The sequence below is a fragment of the Burkholderia sp. WP9 genome, assembly GCF_900104795.1.
Classification (GTDB): Bacteria; Pseudomonadota; Gammaproteobacteria; order Burkholderiales; family Burkholderiaceae; genus Paraburkholderia.
Genome location: NZ_FNTG01000002.1, coordinates 2,082,552 through 2,105,399, shown reverse-complemented (window position 1 = coordinate 2,105,399; position 22,848 = coordinate 2,082,552). Strand labels below are relative to the sequence as shown.

The window sequence follows — 22,848 nt, the reverse complement described above, 5'->3', positions numbered from 1 at the left end:
AAAGTCCATCGGATGCTTCAGTGGAATCCGGCGCGTTTATACGGAAGGATTGATCGGGTTGCTGGACGGTGCGACCGGCACGCGCGCTCCGCGCCACACAACGTGAGAACCGAACGCTCCCGCAAGCCATTGCAACGCCAGCAACGTATCACGCAGCGGCACGAGTGGCAGATCTCGCCAGAACGAATGTGAATCACGCGCGCCACGCGCGTGGAGCACTATTCGCGCGGCCACGCCTATGGCCGAATTCACCGCCAGCGCTGTTGCCCCCCAGGGATGCGCGCTCGCTAGCTCGCCCGAACGAAAATCTAGCGCCAGCCATGCACCGGCCACAATCCATGGTGTGGCAAACGTGATGATGAGCGACGCGAACCCCGGCTGATTCACTGACCGGATCGTACGCAACCAGCGGGTTTCCCTCAGCCACAGGGACGCGAATGTCGGTTCAATGACGTCCGTAGCGACCATCACAGGTGACAGCACCGTGCGGAGTCCAAGGTTACGGACGTGCTCCGCGAGCCAGTAGTCGTCGGCCAGGCAATCTTTCAGCACGGCGAAGCCGCCGATGCGCTCAAGCGTCGTGCGTCGCAATGCGAGGGTCGCGCCAAAGCCAAACCGGCGGGAGCCAACCGCGTGCGCCACCCGCACGGAAGGCGCAAACCACTCGTTGATGAAGAGCGCGCCCAGGCGAGGCCAGAAGCCACCCACACTCTGCGCGACGTAAAGACACGTCACCACGCCGACTCCGGCATCGGCCAACGGCGCGGAGACAGTACGCAAATAGTCGGAGTTGACTGCGATATCGCTGTCGGCGATCACGATGATGTCGTACTTGGACCGTTCAACCAAGTTGATGAGATTACTCACCTTCAGATTGCAGCCATGCACCCGGGAATCGATTGCGAGTTCAATGTCGCGGTCCGGATACGCAGCCTGCAAACGCCTCACAACTGGAATTGCGGCATCGTCGGGCGAGGACACGCCGAACAGAATCTGGAAGTGGGAATGCGTCTGCTCGCAGAACGTGGCGAGATTCTCGTATAGCCTCGGCTCAGCCCCGCACAAAGGTTTCAATACGCTGACGCCGTCGACCATTGCCCCGTATTGCTGAAATCGGTTTCTGCCCGACCGGCTCGCGCGTAGAAACGGTGTCGCGAGCGCTGCGACGACCGCGTATAGCGTGGCCATGAAACACAGCACAACCAGTGGCCACCGGAAAGCGGACAAAACGACGTGCATCATTGAACAGTACCCCGTGCTACTTCTCTCGATGACCGGCCCGGCCGGCCAACGCGCATCCAATACAGTTGACTACCGGGACGCAACAGCAGTTTTCATCGAATCTCGAGATGGTGGTGTAGGCGAGGCCCGTGTTATTGATCTCGCGCAATGCTTTTGCAATTGCGTTATCGAAGCTCTCGCAGCAGACCGGAAATAGTGCTTCCCGGTTAGGCGCGACGGCATATTAAACGCGTCCTCACTCCCGATATACGCGACAACCTCGAAAACACCTTTACAGAATTAGCCTGTACTACGCGCGTGGGCTATTGCGCTGAACCGAATGCGCTGCGCGGAGCGCCAAGGCCCGATTCGAAACAGAACGCTTCCAGACAAACTGGCCACTTCTATACGCGCTTCGAAAGCGCTCGATTTACTCACCGTTTCGACAACAGTCTCTTCCTGCGACATCGACGAATACAGGGGAATCATCCCCATAGAATGGCGATTGCCAGGTGCGGCGCTCCGCCCTGCATATCGATGATGTGATGGCAAATTTCTACGAAAGCGCGCCCCTCTCAAAAGCGCGGTCGATATTTACCCAGCAAAGCTCTCTTGGAGTTTTTATGAAATCAGCAGTCGTTCAGACGATCACATTGTGTGTCGCATCCATCATCTCGGTTTCGGCGCTGGCACAGACCGCAGCGTCCGACGATATAGCGTCGTCCGCGCCCGTGGCTGCACCCCAGGCTGCACCCCAATCCGGCCCGAAAGCGCGTCGCGCGCAGAATCACCTGGTGCAGAAGAACGTTCGGCACGCGCTGACTGCATCGAAGGGGCTTAACTCGTCGGGAATTTCGATTCTTGCGAAAGACGGTGTGGTGACGCTGGTCGGCAGTGCGCCGGATGACAAGCAGATCGCTCGCGCCGTTACCGTTGCGCAGAGCGTCGCCGGTGTGCAGCGCGTCGACAATAGACTGAAGGTATTCCAACCCGGTAACTAAGCAAGCGCGGCGGCTGGCAGATCATGCGACAGCTGTCTTCAGCCGTTTCCGCCCGCGAGGCGTACGTTTGCGCGCCTCGCCTATCGCCCATTCGCATTCGGCCCCGACCTATGACAAAATAAGCCACGCATAACATCGAGCAGTTGCGCACAACTGTACCGCCCCCTTGAACTCGCTCTCGGCTACCGTCTCAATGTCCTTGGTCAACGGCTTTCTAGCCGGCGCAGACCCCATGGCGATTGAGAGGCTGGCTGAACGATCCGGCATCCCGCATGCATTGCTGCACAGACCGGGAGCGCGCGTTACGCAGGAGCAGTTCTCAACACTCTATCGGTTGCTTGCGGCCGAATATGACGATGAAATGCCTGGCATTTTCAGCCGGCCATTGCGCAATGGCACGCTCAAGTATCTGTGCCTCAGCCTGCTCGACGCTCCTCGGCTGGATGTCGCGATGCATCGGTTCGGGCAGTTCTTCCACCTGATTCTCGACGACTTCACCGTGAAGTCGCAACGCGACGAGTCGCTCTGCAGGATCGAACTCATCGCGAACGAGGCAAACAGGTCTCAGAATGCGCTTGGCCAGGAGCTGATGTTAAAGCTCGTGCACGGTGTGGCGTCCTGGCTAATCGGGCAGAAAATCCCTCTGGTCAAGGTGGAGTTCGATTTCCCGCGGCCATCGCGGGAGACCGATTATCTCTACCTGTTTCCCGGACCGGTGCATTTCGGTTGCACTCAGACTTGCATGTCGTTCGACGCCAGATATCTCGACATGGCCATCCGGCAACACAAGTCCGATCTGAAGAAGTTTCTGGCGCGCGCGCCAGAAGACTGGATCTTCGTGTCGTTCGCCGAACAGATGGTTTGTCACCAGGTGCGCCAATACATTGCGGGTTGCCTGCCCGAGATTCCCACAATCGGAGTCGTCGCACAGGGTCTGCACTATTCAGTGAGAACGCTGTGCCGCCGCCTCTCGATTGAAGGTACGACCTTCCAGGCAATCAAAGACGAACTGCGCCGCGACATTGCTGTCCAGCGTCTCACGCGTTCGGCCGACGCCATCGGCGTGATTGCCTACGAAGTGGGTTTTGACGATCCGACCGCCTTTCACCGCGCGTTCCGCCACTGGACGGGCAGTACGCCGCAGGCCTACCGCAAGATGATTTGAGTGATTTGCGCTCAAGGCTACGCCGAGGGCTTCGCTGCATCGACGAGATGCTTGCCAAATCGCTGCTTGAGAACCAGTTTCTGGAGCTTTCCCGTCGCGGTCAGCGGCATCTCCGGAACGAAAACCACATCATCTGGAATCCACCACTTGGCGACCTTACCACCGTAAAACGCCAACAATTCCTGCGCGCTCAATGTGCTGCCAGCACGCCTTACCGCAATCAACAGCGGACGCTCGTCCCATTTCGGGTGCTCGCACCCAATGCAAGCCGCTGATTCGATCTCGGGATGAGACATTGCGACATGTTCGAGTTCGATCGATGAAATCCATTCGCCGCCGGATTTGATGACATCCTTGCTTCGATCCGTGATCTGCATATAACCGTCGGAATCGATCGTTGCAACGTCGCCCGTTGAGAACCAGCCGTCTTCCAGCGCCGTTTGCTCGACGCCGTAGTAACGATCCAGCACCCAGTGGCCACGCGCCATCAGATCGCCCGCCGATTTACCGTCCCACGGCAACTCCACGCCGCCCGAACCGACGATCTTCAGATCGATGCCGGGCACGGCGCGCCCCTGTTTTGCATCGGTGCACTTCTGCTCCTCAGCGGACTTCTCCTCGTAGCCATGCGACGGCGAGCATACGGTGCCGAGCGGCGACAGTTCCGTCATACCCCACGCATGCACGGCTTTGATGCCAAGCTCGCGCAACGACGAAGCGAGTTGCGGCGGGCACGCCGATCCCCCGACGATCGCGCGCTTGAAGTGCGTGCTGTGCTTGCCCGCACGCCGCATGTAGTCGACGAGGCCAAGCCAGATGGTCGGCACGCCGGCCGAGAAGGTGACACCTTCCTGTTCGAACAGCGTCCACAGCGACTCGCCGTCGAGCTTCGGCCCGGGGAGCACCAGCTTGGCGCCCACGAGCGGCGCCGAAAACGGCAACCCCCACGCATTGACATGGAACATTGGCACGACGGGCGCAACCGTATCCGTCGCGGACAGACACAGCGTATCCGGCAACGCCGATCCATAGGCCATCAGACTGAGCGAGCGATGCGAATACAGGACGCCTTTCGGATTGCCGGTCGTCCCGGACGTGTAGCACAAAACCGCTGCGCGCTGCTCGTCGAAGCGCGGCCAGTCGAACGACTGAGGCTGACCGGCGATCAACGTTTCATAGCTCTCCAATGGCACAGCGAATGTTTCCGGCAATGCCGACTCGTCGCACAACATGATCCACTTCTCGACAAGCGGACATTGGTGGGCAATCTGCTCGACAAGCGGTGCAAACGACATGTCGAAACAGATGAACCGGTCTTGCGCGTGGTTGACGATATAGGCGATCTGCTCAGCGAAAAGCCGCGGATTGATGGTATGACAAACGGCGCCAATGCCGGATACGCCATAGTACAGTTCCATGTGGCGATACCCGTTCCACGCGAGCGTGCCGATCCGGTCGCCAGGTTGGATCCCGTACGCTGTCAGCGCATTCGCGAGCTGCATCGAGCGGATATGGCAGTCGCGATAGGTGTAGCGGTGGATATCACCCTCGACGCGGCGCGACACGATCTCGACCTTACTGGAGTGCCGCGCGGCCTGCTGGAGCAACGACGACAACAATAACGGCGCGTACATCATCTGGCCAAACAGGTCCATGGGCTTGTCTCCGGTAGGGTCTTCACTCGCGATGCTTTGGAAGGTGTCGAACGCCCGGCATGACAAATATGGCCAGTCAGTCCAGTCGCAAACATCGCTGAGGGCAGCGTCAGGCTGCATGTTCAGTCTATTCTAGATTCGCCCGCTTCCCTGAGCATTAGCAAGCTTGGCCGATTCATTGACATAATCGGCCAATCCTTTCCCGGCCAGGTCCGCACTTTCTGCCGACGGAAAAACGGCAGCTTTTGTCAATGAAACGGCAGATTTCGCCATCGGGCGTACGCACGCGAGGCAGTAGGATGGGTCATCCGAGCTGCCGTCCATGCCCGAATTGCGGGTTTCGCATGGCAAGCCTCTCGTTCGCATACCCATATCAAGGAGACGGAGATGTATAGCGCACCCATCAAGGACATGCTGTTCGTGATGAAAGAACTGGCCGGTCTCGAAGACATCGCGACGCTGCCGGGCTTCGAAGACGCGAATCTCGACACCGCGCAGGCCGTGCTCGAAGAGTCGGCGAAACTGTGCGGCGAAGTGCTGGCGCCGCTGAATGTCGAAGGCGATCGCAATCCGAGCAGCTGGAAAGATGGCGTGGTCACCGCGACGCCTGGCTTCAAGGAAGCGTTTCGCCAGTTTGGCGTTGGCGGCTGGCAGGGCGTGCAACATCCCGTCGACTACGAAGGCCAGGGCCTGCCGAAGCTCATCGCCACCGCCTGTATCGAGATGCTGAACGCGTCGAACCTGTCGTTCGCGTTGTGCCCGCTGCTCACGGACGGCGCCATCGAGGCGCTGCTCACGGCGGGTAGCGAAGCGCAGAAACAGACCTACGTGCCGAAGCTCATTTCCGGCGAATGGACCGGCACGATGAACCTGACCGAGCCGCAGGCCGGCTCCGACCTCGCGCTCGTGCGCACGCGCGCCGAGCCGCAGGGCGACGGTTCGTTCAAACTGTTCGGCACGAAGATTTTCATCACGTGGGGCGAGCACGACATGGCGAAGAACATCGCGCATCTCGTGCTCGCGCGCACACCCGACGCACCGGAAGGCGTGAAGGGCATTTCGCTTTTCATCGTGCCGAAGTTTCTCGTCAACGAAGACGGCTCGCTCGGCGAGCGCAACGACGTGCATTGCGTGTCGATCGAACACAAGCTCGGCATCAAGGCGAGCCCGACCGCGGTGCTGCAGTTCGGCGACCACGGCGGCGCGATCGGCCATCTGATCGGTGAAGAGAATCGCGGCCTCGAATACATGTTCATCATGATGAACGCGGCGCGCTTTGCGGTCGGCATGCAGGGCGTGGGTGTGTCGGATCGCGCTTACCAGAAGGCGGTGGCGTACGCGAAAGACCGTGTGCAAAGCCGTCCCGTGGATGGCTCGGCGAAGCAACCGGTCGCAATCATTCAGCATCCCGACGTACGCCGTATGCTCGCCACGATGCGGGGTCTGACTGAAGCCTCGCGCGCGCTGGCGTATGTGGCCGCGGCGCACTGCGACATCGCGCATCGCCATGCCGACGAAGCCACGCGCGCGGAACATCAGGCGATCTACGAATACCTCGTGCCGATCGTGAAGGGCTGGAGCACGGAGCTGTCGATCGATGTGACGAGCCTCGGCGTACAGGTGCACGGCGGCATGGGCTTCATCGAGGAAACCGGCGCCGCGCAGTATTACCGCGACGCGCGGATTCTGCCGATCTATGAAGGCACGACCGCGATCCAGGCGAACGATCTGATCGGCCGCAAGACCGTGCGCGACGGCGGCAAGGTGGCGAAGTCGCTGCTCGCCGGCGTGGCCGAAACGGTCGACGCGCTCGGTGCGCAGCAGGGTCCGGCGTTCGAATCGATGAAGAAGTATCTTGCGCAGGGGCATCGCTCGTTGGGCACGGTGGTGGATTTTGTTGTCACCAATACGAAGAGCGATCCGAATGCGGTGTTCGCGGGCAGCGTGCCGTATCTGAAGCTCGCGGGCATCGTGCTCGGCGGCTGGCAGATGGCGCGTGCGTTGCTCGTGGCAGCCGGGAAGCGTGACGAAGATCCTTCGTTTTACGGTGCGAAGATCGCGACCGCGCAGTTCTATGCTGAGCATGTGCTGACGCTCGCATCGGCGCTGGAGGCGTCGATTGTCAGCGCGAAGGGTGGCGAGAGTGTGCTGGCGCTGTCGGAAGATCAGTTCTGATGGGCACCGGCAAAACAATGACCCCCGCAAGTCTCATTGAGCAGTACGGCCCGCGCGAGTCGATGGAATACGACGTCGTGATCGTCGGCGGCGGCCCGGCTGGGCTGTCCGCGGCGATTCGCCTGAAGCAGCTGGCGGCGGAAAAAGGCGCTGAAATTGGCGTGTGCGTACTGGAAAAAGGCTCGGAGATCGGGGCGCATATCCTCTCGGGCGCGGTCATGGATCCGCGCGCCATGACCGAGCTGATTCCGGACTGGAAAGAAAAAGGCGCACCGCTGACCGTGGATGTGACCGAAGACAAGTTCCTGTTCCTGACCGAAACCGGTTCGAAGAGCGTGCCGGTCTGGGCGTTGCCGGATAACTTCAAGAATCACGGTAATTATGTGATCAGTCTCGCGAATGTGACGCGCTGGCTGGGTCAGCAGGCTGAGGCGCTGGGCGTGGAGATTTTCCCGGGCTTTCCTGCGGCCGAAATCCTTTATAACGACGACGGTTCGGTCAAAGGCGTCGCGACCGGCAACCTGGGCATCGGCAAGGATGGCGAACCGACCGAGAACTTCCAGCTCGGCATGGAGCTGCACGCGAAGTACACGCTGTTCTGTGAGGGCGCGCGTGGGCATCTTGGCCGTCAACTGAACGATAAATTCAAGCTGCGCGAAGGCGTCGATCCGCAGGTCTACGGTATCGGCATCAAGGAACTGTGGGAAATCGATCCGTCGAAGCACAAGCCGGGTCTCGTGATGCATACCGCCGGCTGGCCGCTGGAGAACGACACGTATGGCGGCTCGTTCCTCTATCACATGGATAACAACCAGGTGGTGGTGGGTTTTGTGGTCGGACTTGGCTACACGAATCCGTACCTGTCGCCGTTCGAGGAATTCCAGCGCTACAAGACACATCCGGCAATCCGCGCGGTGCTCGAAGGCGGCAAGCGGGTGTCGTACGGCGCACGGGCGATCACGGCCGGTGGCCTCATGTCACTGCCGAAGCTCGTGTTCCCGGGCGGCGCACTGGTCGGCGACGATGCGGGCTTCCTGAACGCATCGCGGATCAAGGGTTCGCATGCGGCGATCAAGACCGGCATGCTGGCCGCCGACGCCGCTTTTGAAGCCGTGCAGGCTGGACGCACCAGTGATGAACTCACCGCGTACCCGGAGAGCTTCAAGACCTCGTGGCTGCATACCGAACTGAATCGTGCGCGCAACTTCAAGCAGTGGATGAGCAAGGGTCTGTATCTCGGCACGCTGATGGTGGGCATCGAGCAGAAGCTGCTGGGCGGCAATGTGCCGTGGACGCTGCATCACCAGCATTCGGATCACGAGATGCTGAAGCCGGCTTCGCAGTGCAAGCCGATCGTCTATCCGAAGCCCGATGGCAAGCTGACGTTTGACCGGCTCTCTTCAGTGTTCATCTCGAACACGAACCACGAAGAGAACCAGCCCGCTCACCTGACGCTGAAAGACCCTTCGGTGCCAGTGAACGTGAACTGGCAGACCTACGCCGGCCCGGAGTCACGTTACTGTCCGGCAGCAGTGTATGAGTTCGTGAAGAACGACGACAACACCGAACGTCTCGTGATCAACGCGCAGAACTGCGTGCACTGCAAAACCTGCGATATCAAGGACCCGACCCAGAACATCGTCTGGGTCACGCCTGAAGGCGGCGGCGGTCCTAACTACCCGAACATGTAACTTCCTCACGCGCACAGCGGGACAAGCTGCGCGCGTTCAAGTGATTCCAAGGAGTCTCAAGTGCAAAGAGAAGTGGTTGTTGTCAGCGGTGTGCGCACCGCGATCGGCAAGTTTGGCGGAAGCCTGAAGGACATTCCGCCCTCCGAACTCGGAGCGCTTGTCGTACGTGAGGTGCTGGCACGGGCCGGCGTGGAGGGCGATCAGGTCGGTCAGGTCGTATTCGGCAACGTGATAGCCACCGAACCCAAAGACCTGTACCTGTCGCGCGTAGCTGCGATCAACGGCGGCGTTAGCGAAACGGCACCGGCTTTCAACGTCAATCGTCTGTGCGGCTCAGGCTTGCAGGCCATTGTCTCCGCAGCGCAATCCATTCTGCTCGGCGATGCCGACATCGCGATCGGCGGCGGCGCGGAAAATATGAGCCGTGCGCCCTACATCACGCCTGACGCACGCTTTGGCGCACGAATGGGCGACACCCGCCTGATCGACATGATGCTCGGGGCGTTGAACGATCCGTTCCATACAGTACCGATGGGTGTGACTGCCGAGAACGTCGCCAGCAAGTACGGCATTACGCGCGAACAGCAGGACGCACTCGCAGTCGAATCGCATCGGCGCGCCGCCCATGCCATCGCCGAAGGCCGCTTCAAGGATCAGATCCTGCCGATTACGCGGACCGTAAAAGGCAAGCAGGTCGTTTTCGACACCGACGAACATGTGCGTCTGGAACTCGATCCCGCTGAACTGAGCGGATTGCGGCCCGTTTTCCAGAAGGAAAACGGCACGGTCACCGCAGGCAACGCATCCGGCATCAACGATGCGGCAGCCGCTGTTCTTTTGATGTCGCGCGAAGCGGCGGATACGCGCGGCCTGAAACCGCTGGCCCGGCTCGTGTCATACGCGCATGCCGGCGTCGATCCTCTCTATATGGGCATCGGCCCGGTGCCCGCCACGCGCATTGCACTCCAGCGCGCCGGCCTCGGCATCGGCGATCTCGACGTGATCGAGGCGAACGAGGCCTTTGCCGCGCAGGCCTGCGCCGTGACGCAACAGCTCGAACTCGACCCGCTCAAGGTGAACCCGAATGGCTCCGGCATTTCGCTCGGTCATCCGATCGGCGCGACGGGTGCGCTGATTACCGTCAAGGCGCTGTATGAATTGCAGCATATCAACGGGCGGTTTGCGCTGGTTACGATGTGTATCGGAGGCGGCCAGGGTATTGCGGCTATTTTCGAGCGCCTACAATAGAACACTGTGTCGCATTGCTGACAAGGAATAGCCATGACAATCAATACCGTTGGGATAATTGGTGCAGGGACGATGGGCAACGGCATCGCTCAGGTCGTTGCAGTCGCGGGACTGAAGGCGATCATGATCGATGTCAACGAGGCGGCGCTTGCGAAGGGCCTGGCCACGCTGACAGGCAGCCTCGAACGGCTGGTCGCCAAGGGCAAGCTCGACGCGGCGGTGAAAGAGGCTGCCCTCTCGCGCATCGAGACGTCCACCGACTATCAGCGCCTCACCACCGTCGACCTCGTGATCGAGGCCGCCACGGAAAATACCGATCTGAAGATCCGCATCTTGCGGCAGATCGAATCCGTCGCGCGGCCGGAGACGATCATTGCATCGAATACCTCGTCGATCTCGATCACCGCACTCGGGGCCGCGCTGACCGATGCGTCTCGCTTCATCGGCATGCACTTCTTCAATCCGGTGCCGCTCCTGCCGCTCGTCGAAATCATTCGTGGCATACAGACCAGCGCGGCCACGATTGAGGCTGTACGTGAGCTGACAGTCAAGCTCGACAAGTCACCGATCAGCGTAAAGAACGCACCGGGCTTCGTGGTGAACCGCATTCTGGTGCCGATGATCAACGAAGCGTTTTTCGTGCTCGCTGAAGGCATCGCCACGGCGGAGGAGATCGACCTCGGCATGCGCCTCGGCGCGAATCACCCGATTGGCCCTCTGGCGCTCGCGGATCTGATCGGGCTCGACGTTTGCCTGTCGGTCCTCGATGTGTTCCTGAAGGACTTCGGCGATTCGAAATATCGCGCAAGCCCGTTACTGCGCGAGTTGGTAGCGGCAGGCCACCTTGGACGCAAGGTGGGTCAGGGCGTCTATCGCTACGACTAGAGGTTCAGCAAGGCGATCGGCCACGGTGTCACCCGTGGCCGATTGCGAGCCATTAGCCGGCGAACCGGTGCGCGCCAATCGGTAACAACATGTGCCGAACGCGACATCCGGTCAGGGAACACGGCCCAGCAATCGTGGCTTTTTAGCGACACGCTGGCGCTTGCAAAAGCGAGCCGATGGTCTATGGATACATCTCGAATGGCGGCTCCTGCCGCCTTAAACCGCTCGCAAGCCTGCTGCACATTGCAGGCATTTCCATCAGACGTGTGACCGCCTTATTGTTCCTGATTCTGGAAGGAACCAATCCATATTATGCGATATGAGGCAAAAAACTCACCGACTATGCTCCCGGTTTCAGCCTCACCCAGCCAGTCTTCAAGGGCATTGAGGCGGTCAAATGAACAATCATAGTTAGGACAACCGTCTGATGAAAAAAGCCGTTATTTCCAGTGCCGCCGTGTCACTTTTCGTCCTTGCCGCGTCCCCCGCATTCGCACAGAGCTCGGTCACGCTGTATGGTCTCGTCGATACGGCGCTCCGCTATCAGACGAATGCCGCCGCGGATGGCAAAGACCAGTTCAGCATGACGGTCGGCCCGGAAACCCACAGCCGTTGGGGCCTGAAAGGCACCGAAGACCTGGGCGGCGGCCTGTCCGCGATTTTCCGCCTTGAAAACGGCTTCGAACTCAACTCCGGGCAACTGCATCAGGCAAACACGCTGTTCAGTCGACAAGCGTTTGTCGGCCTGTCGAGCGACAAGTACGGCACGCTGACCTTCGGTAACCAATATGCGCCGCTCTACGACACCATGGGCGATGTGTTCGACCCGATGACCGTCGGCGATTACTGGCAAGACAGCTGGGCATGGAATGGTATTGGCCCGTACCTCACGATCAACAACTCGGTGAAGTACAAAGCCTCGTTCAACGGTCTGAGCATCGACGCAATCTATGGCTTCGGCAATCAGGCGGGCGCGGTCGGCCTCGGCAGCACGTATGGCGTGGAAGTAACGTACACGCACGGTCCCGCATCGCTCGACGCAGGCTTCCAGCAAACCTCGGTGACGTCCGCAAGTGGCAGCCTCGTCAATGGCGCAAAGATCAACATGCTGCACGTGAGCGGCGCGTACCAGATCACGCCCACCGTACGCCTGCTGGCCGGCTGGTTACGCGCGCAGGATCGCAGCGGCACCACTGACGCCAACATGCAGCAAGCGGGCGCGCCGAAACTGCCGGGCAGCAGCCCGAACCGTATCGACGACACGCTCTACATTGGCGGCAACTGGCAGGCAACGGGGCCGCTTCTGATCACCGTGGCCGGCTACTACGGTCACGCTCGCAATGCCGAAAAAATCGACGGCACGCTCGGCTCGGGTATCAACTACTCCGCCACCGTTCTCGCCGAATACTCGCTGTCGAAGCACACGGAAGTGTATGGCACCGTGGACTTCGCGCGCGGCAATGGCGCATTCGCCGCCGACTACCCCGGCTCGACCAACCCGGCCACCGGCGCGGTCGACACCGTTGGCCGCACCAACAACGTCGGCGCGGCAGTCGGCATCCGCAAAATGTTCTAAAGCCGTAGGGGACGGATCTGCCGACACGCGTCAGTCGGCGCCCGGCAGATTCGTCGCCGTCACATCGACGTGAGGCAGACTCCTCGCCAGTCGCGGGATCAACTCCATGACGGGCAGCCGCAGCGTTTCCGCCATCTCGTCAATCGTGATCGACTGGTCGCCGTCCTGACCCAGCAACGTGACGACACTGCCAGTTCGCGCCTGTGCAATGTCCGTGATATCGATCACGGTATGCTGGAAGGAGCGGCGTCCGACGATGCGTGCCGCTTGTCCGTGCACCAGCACGCGACCCAACGGCGGCACATGATTCAGACCGTCCCAGAAGCCGATCGGCACCACACCAATGCGCACACCGCGTTCGAGCCGGATCGGCTCCGCATAGCCGATGCCGAGCATGGACCCGGCCGGATGCTCCTGAACGTGAATGATGCGCCCGCGCACGGCCCGCAACATCGGTCGCAACGGTGCGCGGGCCATCCAGCCCGCGTCGAGCGCGCCGTATAGCAGTCGCCCGGGATCAACCGCCTGATACGCCAGATGCGGATGCGCGAGCATGACTCGCGAGCTCGCCAGCATCGTCGTCACGTTATCGAATCCCGCCGCGCGCGCATCGGCCAGCGCCGCATCGAATACGCCGGCCTGCTTGCGCGTCACATCATCGCTCTCCGGCGAACTAAGATGCGTGTACACGCCTTTGAGCCGAACGGTCGACTGATCGCGCAGTGCTTCGAACGCGGCCTGCCATTGCGACGGCAGAAAGCCGAAGCGCCCGAAGCCCGGATCGATTTCGACGAAGGCATCGACGGCCACGCCGGCCTCGATGAATGCGCGCAGGCTTTCCTGACTCTGGATCGTCACCGTCAATCCCAACGCTGCGACCCGCGCCGCATCCTCGGGCAAGGTCGACGCAAACAGCAGAATGTCGCGATCGATGCCCGCGCGGCGAATCGCGACGCCCTCTTCCGGGCTGCCGACGCAAAAGCCGTCCACACCCGCTTGCGCCGCCAGCCGTGCAACCTTCGCGGCACCGAAGCCAAAACCATCGCCCTTGCAAACGAAGTAGATTTTCGTGGCTCGCCCCACCTGTTCGCGCGCGAGCGCCAGATTCGCCGCGATAGCGCCATAGTCGAGCTCGGCCCAACTGGGACGCAGCAAGCGCATGCGTTGAGTATCAGTATCTGGCGCGAGGATTGAACCGGTCATAGTCAAAGCACCTGTCGTAGTCAGAGTTTGCCGAGAGCCGCGGCATCGGCACCGGTGGATTGCAGGAACAGCGCCTCCTGCTTCGCCACGCGCTCCTGACTGGTCAGCGTCTGGAGGCGCTCACGCAGCTCGGCGGTGCGCTGCCCGTCTATGTCGCGCGCCGCGCCTTCCAGCACGACGCCGTACACTTCGCGCGCCAGCTGCTCCGTGATGCGATCGTCCAGCACGTCCTCGCGCACGGCTTGCGGCGAACGCGTCAACGGATCGCCATGACCCGCGCCGCCCGCCGCGATATGGCAGAAGCGGTCGCCCTTGCGAAGCGCGGTCACCGTGCTCGGCATGGTCGGCAGCAATGTGCTTTGACCGTCGCGTGTCAGCAGATTGAGTGACGGCGACCCGCTCAGCCCACCGTGCGAGCCAGTCGGCCGATGCGCGCGCCGGTCCGAGCGCAGTCCGAGCAACGCATGGTCGCTGCGCAGTTCATAAGCGCGGCGCATGGCGAGGCCGCCGCGATGCCGGCCCGCGCCGCCCGAGTTGGTGACGAATCCGTATTCGGTGATCTTGAGCGGCAGACGTGCCTCGATCAATTCGACCGGCTGGTTCGACAGGTTGCCGAGCGGATTCGCAATGCCTTCGCAACCGTCGTTGCGGCCACCGCCCCAACTGCCGAGCACGCCGTCGGTAATCAGCCAGTTGCCGCCACGCGCGCCGCCCTCGCCATCCGGATTGCGCCCGGAAATCGACACGACCGACGGACCGCCTTCGCCCAGCGCCGGAATCGTATCCGGGACGATCTGCGCGAACGCGCCTTGCAACACGTCGAACATACGGTAAGCGATGATCCCGCGCGCCGCGCAGGCCGCCGGTTCAACGGGATTCACGATCGAGCCGCTTTCGGCGTACACCTGCACAGGCCGCGAAAACCCTTCGCAGTTCGGCACATCGACGCCGATCGCGCAACGCACCGCCGCATACGCGACCGATTGCGTGGTCGCGAACGGACCATTGATCGCGCCCTGCACCTGCGCGTCGGTCCCCGTCCAGTCGATGTTCACCACGTCGTCCGCCACCGTGACCTTGACGCGAAACGCGATCGGCACCGGCGTATCGCCCAGGCCGTCGATGAAATCCTCGTAACGGTATTCGCCATTCGGCATCGTGCTGATGGCCTGGCGCGTCAGACGCTCGGCGTAATCGTGCAGCGCTTCGACCAGCCTCCCGAAACCATCCGCGCCGTACTTGTCGAGCAATTGCACGAGCCCCCTTTCCCCCGCCTTGCACGACGCCACCTGGGCACGCAGATCGCCGCGCAACTGGCCCGGCATGCGCGAGTTCGTCTCCAGCAGCGTGACGAGCGCGTCGTTGACCTCGCCGGCATCGCACAGCTTCATCAACGGAATCCGCAGACCTTCCTGATAGATTTCCGTTGCGCCGATCGCCATGCTGCCCGGCGCCATGCCGCCGACATCGGCATGGTGGACGATGGTCGCCACATAGCCTTCGATACGCGAGTCGTAAAACACCGGCTGAATCAGATACACGTCCGGCAGATGCATGCCGCCCGACGTGTAGGGGTCGTTCATGATGTAGATGTCGCCGGGCTTGCCGGCCGTGCCGAAGCGGCGCACCACGTTATCCATCGCGGCCGGAAACGCGCCGAGGTGAATCGGCAACGTCAGGCCCTGCGCGATCACGCGGCCGGCACGGTCGAATACCGCGGTGGAGAAGTCCATGGAATCGCGCACGATCGGCGAATAGGCCGTGCGCAGCACGACGAGCGCCATTTCGTCGGCGATCGAGCCGAGCGCGTTCTTGACGATTTCAAGCGTGATGGCATCGGTGCCCGCCGAAGCGGCCTGCAGGGTAGTCATGCGGATTGCTCCAGAAACGTGATGACGATGTTTTCGTGGGCATCGACGCGCGCGCCGGCGTTCGGCGGCACGACGCAAGTCGAGTCGTACTCTTCGACGATCAACGGGCCGGTCATCGGCGCGGCGCGCAGATCGGCCCGCGAGATCACCGGGGTGTCGATGAAGCCGTGCGTCTTGCCGAAATACGCCCGGCGCCGCACCGGCGCGCGCGCAGCCGGCGAATTCGCGCGACTGCCGCCGGCGCGTTGCGCGTCGTAGGCGCGGTCTTTCTGCGAGCGCAGCGAACCGACCGCGCGCAGATTGACGAGTTCGATAACCTCGTCTGCGGACGCGTGGCCGTAAGTGCGTTCGTGTTCCGAATGAAACGCGGCGGCAATCGGCGCAATGTCGAGCGGTTCGCCGGCACGCCATTCGATCGGCACAGTCAGCTCGTAAGCCTGGCCCGTGTAGCGCAAATCCAGCGCGCACGTCACAGCGATATCGGCGAAGGCATTGCCCTCGGCCGTCATGTCCGCCGTGGCGCGCGCTACGAGGTCTTCGAGCGCGTTGCCCAATTGCATCGCGGCGGAGTGATCGAGGCGGCAGAACATCGTCTGCATGAACTCGTGTTGGGTCGACGAGAACAGCAGACCGAGCGCGCTGAACACGCCGGGGCTCGGCGGCACGATCACCGTCTTCATGTCGAGCAGTTCGGCGATCGCATGGACGATGACCGGCCCGTTGCCGCCGAACGCGAAGAGCGCGAATTCGCGCGGATCGCGGCCGCGATACGTCGATACGGCTTTCACCGCGCGCGTCATCGTAGAGGCCGCGATCGAGAACACGCCATACGCGGCTTCGTACAGATCCGTGTGCGTGGGCTCGGCGATCTGCGTGCGCATTGCGTCGAGCGACTTTTGCTGATTGATGCGCAACTCGCCGCCGGCAAGGAACGCCGGATTCAGATAGCCGAGCGTCAGCACGGCGTCGGTCAGCGTCGGAATCGTGCCGCCCGCGTCATAGCAGACGGGGCCGGGCACCGAACCCGCCGAATCGGGGCCGACCTTGACGAGCCCGCCCGCGTCGATACGCACCAGACTGCCGCCGCCCGCGCCGATCTCCGAGACGTCGATGAACGGCAGCTTCACCGCGTGGCCGCCACCCTTCACGAGCTTGCTGCTGACGTTGATGCCCGCACCCACCTCGTACTCGGTAGTGCGCGCCGGCTCACCCTTCTCGATGATGGCCGCCTTCGCCGTGGTGCCGCCCATGTCCACCGTGATGCAATCGACGTAACCCGACGCGCCGGCGACCGAAGCGCCCGCGATCACACCGGCCGCCGGCCCGGACTCGATGATCGTGGCCGGCTTCTGCATGACCATGGCCGCGCTCATCACGCCGCCGTTCGAATGCATGATCTGCACCGGGCCGGTCATGCCGATGCCGCGCAGCTTGTCGATCAGCGAATGCAGATAGCTCACCACCACGGGCCCGAGATACGCGTTGACGACGGTCGTGCTGGTGCGTTCGTATTCGCGGATTTCCGGCAGGATTTCATGCGAGCAGGTCAGATAGACGGAGTCGCCCAGCACACTGCGCAACAGATCGCGAATGCGGATCTCGTGTTCCGGATTCGCATACGCATGAATCAGGCTGATCGCGACCGCTTCGATTTTCTCGTCGGCGATACGTTGCGCAATTTCCAGCACTTGCGCATCGTCGAGCGGCGTGTCGACCGAACCATCGGCGAGCAGGCGTTCGTCCACCTCGTAACGGTGCCGGCGTTTCACGAGCGGCTCCGGTTTCTGATACGCGAGGTTGTAAAGCATCGGCACCCGCAGGCGGCCGATCTCGACCACGTCGCGAAAACCGCGTGTAGTGATCAGCGCCGTGCGCGCGCCTTTGCCTTCGAGCACCGTATTGGTGGCGACGGTGGTTGCATGAACCAGTTCGGTTATCTGGCACGGTTGCGCATCGAGCGAGGCGAGCAGCGCCTGCACACCCGCGACGATCGCAATGCCGTAGTCCTGCGGCGTGGACGAAACCTTCCTGGTATGAATCACGCCGTCATCGCCGATCACGACGATATCGGTGAAGGTCCCGCCGATATCGACACCGGCCCGGTAAAGTCTTTCAGTCATTACACACCTTGCTTGTTAGTCGATGCGGCGCAAACGCTTGGCGGGTTTGCGCCGGTCAATGCAGTGCTGCTAGAACTTGTGAACGAGTCCCAGGCTGAACACGGCCTGGTTCTGTCCCGAAGAAGGCAACATGGTCTGAATCTGCGAGGCGAGCAGACCGTTCGAGGTCGCGGGCAATGGTCCGCCCGTAGGTCGCGGAAAACCGCCGCCGGCCGCGCGCAAATAAATCACCTCGGTGTAGATGGAGGTCCGCTTGGAGAGGAACTTGTCGACCAGCAGATTGACCTGATGCCAGTGCACCTGCGTAGGACCGCCCGGTCCGCCGGTGATGTTGTCGCTCGTGTACGTGTAGGCCATGCCGAAGAACAGCGTTGGATCGATCGTGAAGCGCGCATTCGCTTCATAGTTGTTGAAGCGATAGTTGATGCCGCTCGTCAGCGTCGTGCCCACGTTGTTGTAGATCGCGTTGCTGTACATCAGGCTCAGCTTGGCCGGTCCGATCACATACGACGCGCCGATGCCCGCAATCTGCTCGCGTTTGGACGTGATCGGCGCATCGCAACAAGTGATCGCACCGTTGGTGTTCACATTCGCGGTGGTGTTCACGCCCGGTTCGTTGTAGAGCGAATAGGCCGCCGCGATAGAAAACGCACCCTGCGAATAGATGCCGCCCACCGACCACATGCGGTTGTTCGCAAAGGCGCCGGGCGCGTTGCTGAATGCGTACATGGCCGTACCGGTGAAGCCCTTCAGATTCGGCGAGACGTATTTGATCGAGTTATTGACGCGCAGAAAGTCGTCGGTATTGTCGTTGTCGTACGGGTGCGAAAACATCACTCCTCCCCACGCGCCGTTGGACGTCATGGTCTGCAAGGTGCCGACGATCGCGTCGTACTGGCGGCCGAAGGTCAGCGTGCCGTAGTTCGTATTCGAGAAACCCACGAAAGCCTGGCGGCCGAACATGCGGTTGTTCTGACCAAGCGCACCGTTGACCGGATTGAAGCCGCTCTCGAGCGTGAAGATCGCCTTGGTGCCGCCGCCGAGGTCTTCGGCGCCCCGCAGTCCCCAGCGGCTGCCGTACTCGCCGTTGCCGGTGAGTTGCACCGCGCTGTGGCCACCCTGATTCGACGAGTAGGTGATTGCCTCGTTGATGATCCCGTACAGCGTGACCGAACTCTGCGCATGAACGAGACCGCTCCCGCCCATCAAAGCCGCCATGATGAATAACTTTTCCTTCACCGCTCTTCTCCAAACAAGGAATCGCGACACCCCGGTCGGCTAGCGATCGATTGATAATAGCAAGTGAATCGATTCACCAAAGGTTCAAAAAAATATCCTAAGGTGGGCCGGCTCACTGCTTGACCCGGATCTTCTTTTCTACTGCTCGGACCGCCTCTCCTGTGTCGACCAGCGTTAGTGCTTTACCACTTACTGTGGTCCCACCCCTATGGTGTGCCGGCCGATGCCTTTCGGGATCGCAGCCAGCAACTCCCTCGTGTAGCGCTCGCGTGGTTCGAACAGCACCTGATCCACGGCTCCCGCTTCCACCACGCGCCCTTCCCGCATCACCACCACCCGCTGACACAGCTCGCCAACCAGCGCCAGATCGTGGCTGATCACGACCAGCGAGACACCGGCGCTTTGATGAAGATCGCGCAACAGGCGAATGATCTCCGCCTGGATCGATACGTCGAGCGCGGAAGTCGGTTCATCGGCAACGACCAGTTCCGGACGGCGCGCGAGCGCCCTTGCAATACCCACGCGCTGGCGCTGACCGCCCGACAGCTGATGCGGATAGCGCGCCAGCACGAATGCAGGCAGCCGCACCATGTCGAGCAACTGGCGCACCGGCACGCCGTCGTTGCCGATCGCTTCCGCGAGCGTCGTGGCGATCGTCTTGCGCGGGTTCAGCGAGTTCGTCGTGCTCTGGAACACCATCTGCACGCGCTGGCGGAACGTGGCGTTCTGCGAGCGCGTCATCGTGTTCAATGCATCGCCCCTGAAACGGATCGAGCCGGCCGTCGGCGCGGTGAGGCCGACCATCATGCGCGCGACAGTCGATTTGCCGCTGCCGCTTTCGCCGACAATTGCGAGCGCATCGCCCTTCGCCACTTCCAGACTCACGCCCGACACGGCATGGAAGCGGCGCCGGTTGAACATGCGCTCCAGCGGCGAGCGCGCCAGCGCATAGGACTTGCCGACCTCCTGCAGCGCGAAGATCGGCTGCGCGGCATGAGCGGCATGAGCGGCATGAGCGGCCTGAGCGGCCTGAATGCCGTTCGGCACGTTAGCGGACATTACGCGTCTCCTCAGGTTGATGACGGCCGGCAGCACGCGTAGCCGGCAAACGCGGAATGCTCGCGATCAGATGCCGCGTGTATTCGTGCGAAGGCCGCAGAAAGATGTCTTCCACCGGGCCGGCTTCGACCACGTACCCCTGTTTCAGCACGACGGCGCGTGAACACAATTCGGCCATCAGGTCGAGGTTGTGCGTGATGAACACGAGGCCGAGATCCATTTCGTCCACCAGCGTTCTCAACAATTCGACGATCTGCGCCTGCACGGTCACGTCGAGCGCGGTGGTGGGTTCGTCCGCGAGCAGCAGCGCCGGTTCGCAGACAATCGCGGCGGCGATCATCGCGCGTTGCTTCATGCCGCCGCTCAGTTCGTGCGGATACGCCCGCGCCGTGGTGCGTGGATCTTTGAAGCCGACGCGTGCGAGCACGGCATGCACTTCGTTGCGGATCGCACGGCCGCGCAGTGGACGGTGGGCGCGGACCACGTCGGCGAGTTGCGCGCCGATCGTGAAGGCGGGATTGAGCGCCGTAGCCGGATCCTGAAAGATCATGGAGATGCGCCGTCCGCGCAATGCGCGCATGCGCGCCTCCGATGCACGGCCCAGATCTTCGCCGTCGAGCACGATACGCCCGCCGCTGATACGGCCAGCGTTGCCAAGCAGGCCGAGCACCGCCAGCGAAGCAACGCTCTTGCCCGAACCCGATTCGCCGACGAGCCCGACTGCCTCGCCACGTCCCACTTGCAAATCGAGCCCATGCAACACTTCGGTCTGCGTCTTGCCCGAACCGAACGTGACGTGCAGGTTTTCAATCGACAGCAGCGCTTCGTTCATAGCGACGCTCCCGTCAGGTTCGCCGCACGCGCATTGCGCCGCCGCGGATCGAGAATAGTGCGCATCGAGTCGCCGAACAGATTGAAGGCAAGCACGCTGACGAACACCGCTGCGCCCGGGAACACCGACACCCACCAGTTGTCGGTGAAAATCAGTGCGCGTGCATCGGAAAGCATCGCGCCCCAGCTCGGCGTAGGCGGCTGCACACCGAGTCCGATGAAACTGAGCGACGCCTCCACGATGATCGTCACGCCGAGCAGCAGCGACGCCTGGATCAGCACGGGCGAGATGATGTTGGGCAGCACATCGGACAACATGATGCGCGCGCCGCTCGCGCCTTGCAGAACCCGCGCCGCGACATACTCCGCTTGCGACTCGGCCTTGGCGAGACTATGGGTAAGCCGCGCAAGACCCGGCGCGTAGAGCACGCCGATCAGCAACACGAGCTTGGTCTCGTTCGAAATAGCGAAAAAGCCGATATGCAGCGTATCAGTGCCGGTAATGCCGACGAGCGCGATCGCCCAGATCAACAGCGGAATCGACGCGAGCACTTCCATCACTTTCATCAGCGTTTCGTCGAGCCAGGAGCCGGCCTTGTAACCGGCCACTAACCCAATGCCCGTACCCAGCACGAGGCCGATCGCAACCGCGCAGAGTCCTATCGACAGCGACGCGCGAGCGCCCCAGATCGTGCGGCTCAGAATGTCACGGCCCACCTGGTCGGTGCCGAGCCAGAACGCCGCACTCGGCGCCTCCAGACGATGTTCGATATAGAGCTGCAGCGGATTCTTCAAGGGCAGCCACGGTGCGCACACGGCAATCACGCCCAGCAGCACGATCGTCACGAGACCGATCGCACCGGCCGGTTCATGCATCAGCGCGCGCAGCAGCCGGCCAGCCGATGCGAGCCAGGCGCCGATAACATGCGGCTTGCGTTGCACGTTGGGTAGAGATGAATCAGCCATCATGTTCTATTCGCCTTCGGATCGAGATAACCATGCAGGACGTCGGCGCACGTGTTCGACGCGATGAAGATCGTGGTGATGACGAGCACGATGGCCTGCACGGTCGGATAGTCACGCTGGAAGATCGCCGTGAGCAACGCGCGCGAGACGCCGGGCAAATTGAAGATCTGTTCGACGATCAATGCCCAGCCGAACATGTAGCCGTAACTCATCGCGGCCGTGCTCACGAGCGACGGCAATGCGTTCTTCAATGCATAGAGGCGAATACGCGACGGCGACAAACCGAGCGCCCTGGCGGTTCGCACGTAATCCTGCGAGAGCGCGTCGACCATGTTCGCCCGCACCAGGCGGCTCAGCACCGAGACGTAGTACACCGACATCGTGAGTACGGGCAGCACCAGCGCGAGCAGATGCGTCGCCGCGCCGTCCGACCAGGGCGTGAGACCACCTACCGGAAACCACCCGGTTTTCAGCGCGACATAGCGGATCAGCAGCAGCCCCAGCCAGAACGACGGCACGGATAGACCTACGATTGCCACCGCACGCAGCAGATGGTCCGTGCCGCTGTTCTCTTTCAATGCCGCCACGGTGCCGAGCACGATCGACACCACAATCGTGAAGATGAACGACAGCGTGACGAGCTCGACGGTATTCGGCAGCGTATCGGCGATCTGCGGGCCGATCGGATTGCCGGTCACGTAGGACTTGCCGAAATCGAGCGCGAGCGCACCGTTCAGCCACGTGCCGTACTGCGCGGCGACCGGCCGGTCGAGCCCATACTGATGATTGAACGCGGCGACCTGTTCGACGCTGGCGTCGCTACCCAATGTCAAACGCGCGGGCGATACGGGTGTCGCGCGGCACATGGCGAACAGCAGCGCGCTGACCACCAGTAGCACGAGCACGGACGAAAACAGCCTCGAAACGGCTTTCATATCGACC

Annotated in this window: 17 protein-coding genes; 7 read left to right on the top strand and 10 right to left on the bottom strand. The window is 61.9% G+C overall.

The window, feature by feature from the left end; translation table 11 throughout:
• Positions 1–36: 36 nt before the first annotated feature.
• The gene (gene hpnI / locus BLW71_RS30575) at positions 37–1,242 is read right to left on the bottom strand and encodes a bacteriohopanetetrol glucosamine biosynthesis glycosyltransferase HpnI (RefSeq protein WP_091805998.1); all 1,206 of its coding nucleotides are present in this window, start codon (positions 1,240–1,242) and stop codon (positions 37–39) included.
• A gap of 524 nt (positions 1,243–1,766) precedes the next feature.
• Between hpnI and BLW71_RS30570 the strand changes: the two genes are divergently transcribed.
• A complete protein-coding gene (locus tag BLW71_RS30570; RefSeq protein ID WP_286162153.1) occupies positions 1,767–2,222 on the top strand; it encodes a BON domain-containing protein in 456 nt (151 codons plus the stop codon).
• 193 nt (positions 2,223–2,415) lie between these two features.
• Entirely contained in the window at positions 2,416–3,387 is a 972-nt protein-coding gene (locus BLW71_RS30565) for an AraC family transcriptional regulator (protein ID WP_091805992.1), read from the top strand.
• Between the two features lie 17 nt (positions 3,388–3,404).
• Here BLW71_RS30565 and BLW71_RS30560 read toward each other — a convergent pair whose 3' ends face one another.
• Entirely contained in the window at positions 3,405–5,042 is a 1,638-nt protein-coding gene (locus tag BLW71_RS30560; RefSeq protein WP_091805990.1) for a 3-(methylthio)propionyl-CoA ligase, read from the bottom strand.
• A gap of 387 nt (positions 5,043–5,429) precedes the next feature.
• Here BLW71_RS30560 and BLW71_RS30555 point away from each other — a divergent pair, with 387 nt between their 5' ends.
• The 5 genes from BLW71_RS30555 (at position 5,430) to BLW71_RS30535 (ending at position 12,617) form a co-directional block, all read left to right on the top strand.
• The gene (locus BLW71_RS30555; protein ID WP_091805987.1) at positions 5,430–7,217 is read left to right on the top strand and encodes an acyl-CoA dehydrogenase; all 1,788 of its coding nucleotides are present in this window, start codon (positions 5,430–5,432) and stop codon (positions 7,215–7,217) included.
• Positions 7,217–8,908, top strand: a complete 1,692-nt coding sequence (locus BLW71_RS30550) for an electron transfer flavoprotein-ubiquinone oxidoreductase (protein ID WP_502686841.1) — start codon at positions 7,217–7,219, stop codon at positions 8,906–8,908. Before BLW71_RS30555 ends, BLW71_RS30550 begins: the two co-directional genes overlap by 1 nt.
• Before the next feature lie 60 nt (positions 8,909–8,968).
• Complete coding sequence (bktB, locus tag BLW71_RS30545; RefSeq protein ID WP_091805985.1) at positions 8,969–10,156, top strand: beta-ketothiolase BktB; 1,188 nt, start codon at positions 8,969–8,971, stop codon at positions 10,154–10,156.
• A 33-nt stretch (positions 10,157–10,189) separates the two neighbouring features.
• Entirely contained in the window at positions 10,190–11,041 is an 852-nt protein-coding gene (locus tag BLW71_RS30540) for a 3-hydroxybutyryl-CoA dehydrogenase (RefSeq protein ID WP_091805982.1), read from the top strand.
• A 427-nt stretch (positions 11,042–11,468) separates the two neighbouring features.
• The gene (locus tag BLW71_RS30535; protein ID WP_091805977.1) at positions 11,469–12,617 is read left to right on the top strand and encodes a porin; all 1,149 of its coding nucleotides are present in this window, start codon (positions 11,469–11,471) and stop codon (positions 12,615–12,617) included.
• Positions 12,618–12,647: 30 nt separating this feature from the next.
• Here the strand turns inward: BLW71_RS30535 and alr are convergent, their stop codons facing one another.
• The 8 genes from alr to BLW71_RS30495 form a co-directional block, all read right to left on the bottom strand.
• Positions 12,648–13,820 (bottom strand): alanine racemase, encoded by a 1,173-nt coding sequence (gene alr / locus BLW71_RS30530; RefSeq protein WP_091805974.1) that lies wholly within the window; start codon positions 13,818–13,820, stop codon positions 12,648–12,650.
• A 20-nt stretch (positions 13,821–13,840) separates the two neighbouring features.
• Positions 13,841–15,691 (bottom strand): hydantoinase B/oxoprolinase family protein, encoded by a 1,851-nt coding sequence (locus BLW71_RS30525; RefSeq protein ID WP_091805971.1) that lies wholly within the window; start codon positions 15,689–15,691, stop codon positions 13,841–13,843.
• Positions 15,688–17,811: a hydantoinase/oxoprolinase family protein gene (locus tag BLW71_RS30520; RefSeq protein WP_091805968.1), complete on the bottom strand. Its 2,124-nt coding sequence runs from the start codon at positions 17,809–17,811 to the stop codon at positions 15,688–15,690. Before BLW71_RS30520 ends, BLW71_RS30525 begins: the two co-directional genes overlap by 4 nt.
• A 69-nt stretch (positions 17,812–17,880) precedes the next feature.
• Positions 17,881–19,050, bottom strand: coding sequence for a porin (locus BLW71_RS30515; RefSeq protein ID WP_091805965.1), 1,170 nt, complete (start codon positions 19,048–19,050; stop codon positions 17,881–17,883).
• Between the two features lie 189 nt (positions 19,051–19,239).
• On the bottom strand, positions 19,240–20,109 hold the full coding sequence (locus tag BLW71_RS30510; protein ID WP_286162152.1) for an ABC transporter ATP-binding protein: 870 nt from the start codon (positions 20,107–20,109) through the stop codon (positions 19,240–19,242).
• Entirely contained in the window at positions 20,099–20,941 is an 843-nt protein-coding gene (locus tag BLW71_RS30505) for an ATP-binding cassette domain-containing protein (protein WP_091805962.1), read from the bottom strand. The genes BLW71_RS30510 and BLW71_RS30505 overlap by 11 nt, the downstream gene beginning before the upstream one ends.
• Entirely contained in the window at positions 20,938–21,909 is a 972-nt protein-coding gene (locus tag BLW71_RS30500) for an ABC transporter permease (protein WP_091805959.1), read from the bottom strand. The genes BLW71_RS30505 and BLW71_RS30500 overlap by 4 nt, the downstream gene beginning before the upstream one ends.
• Entirely contained in the window at positions 21,906–22,841 is a 936-nt protein-coding gene (locus BLW71_RS30495) for an ABC transporter permease (RefSeq protein ID WP_091805956.1), read from the bottom strand. Before BLW71_RS30495 ends, BLW71_RS30500 begins: the two co-directional genes overlap by 4 nt.
• Positions 22,842–22,848 lie beyond the last annotated feature (7 nt).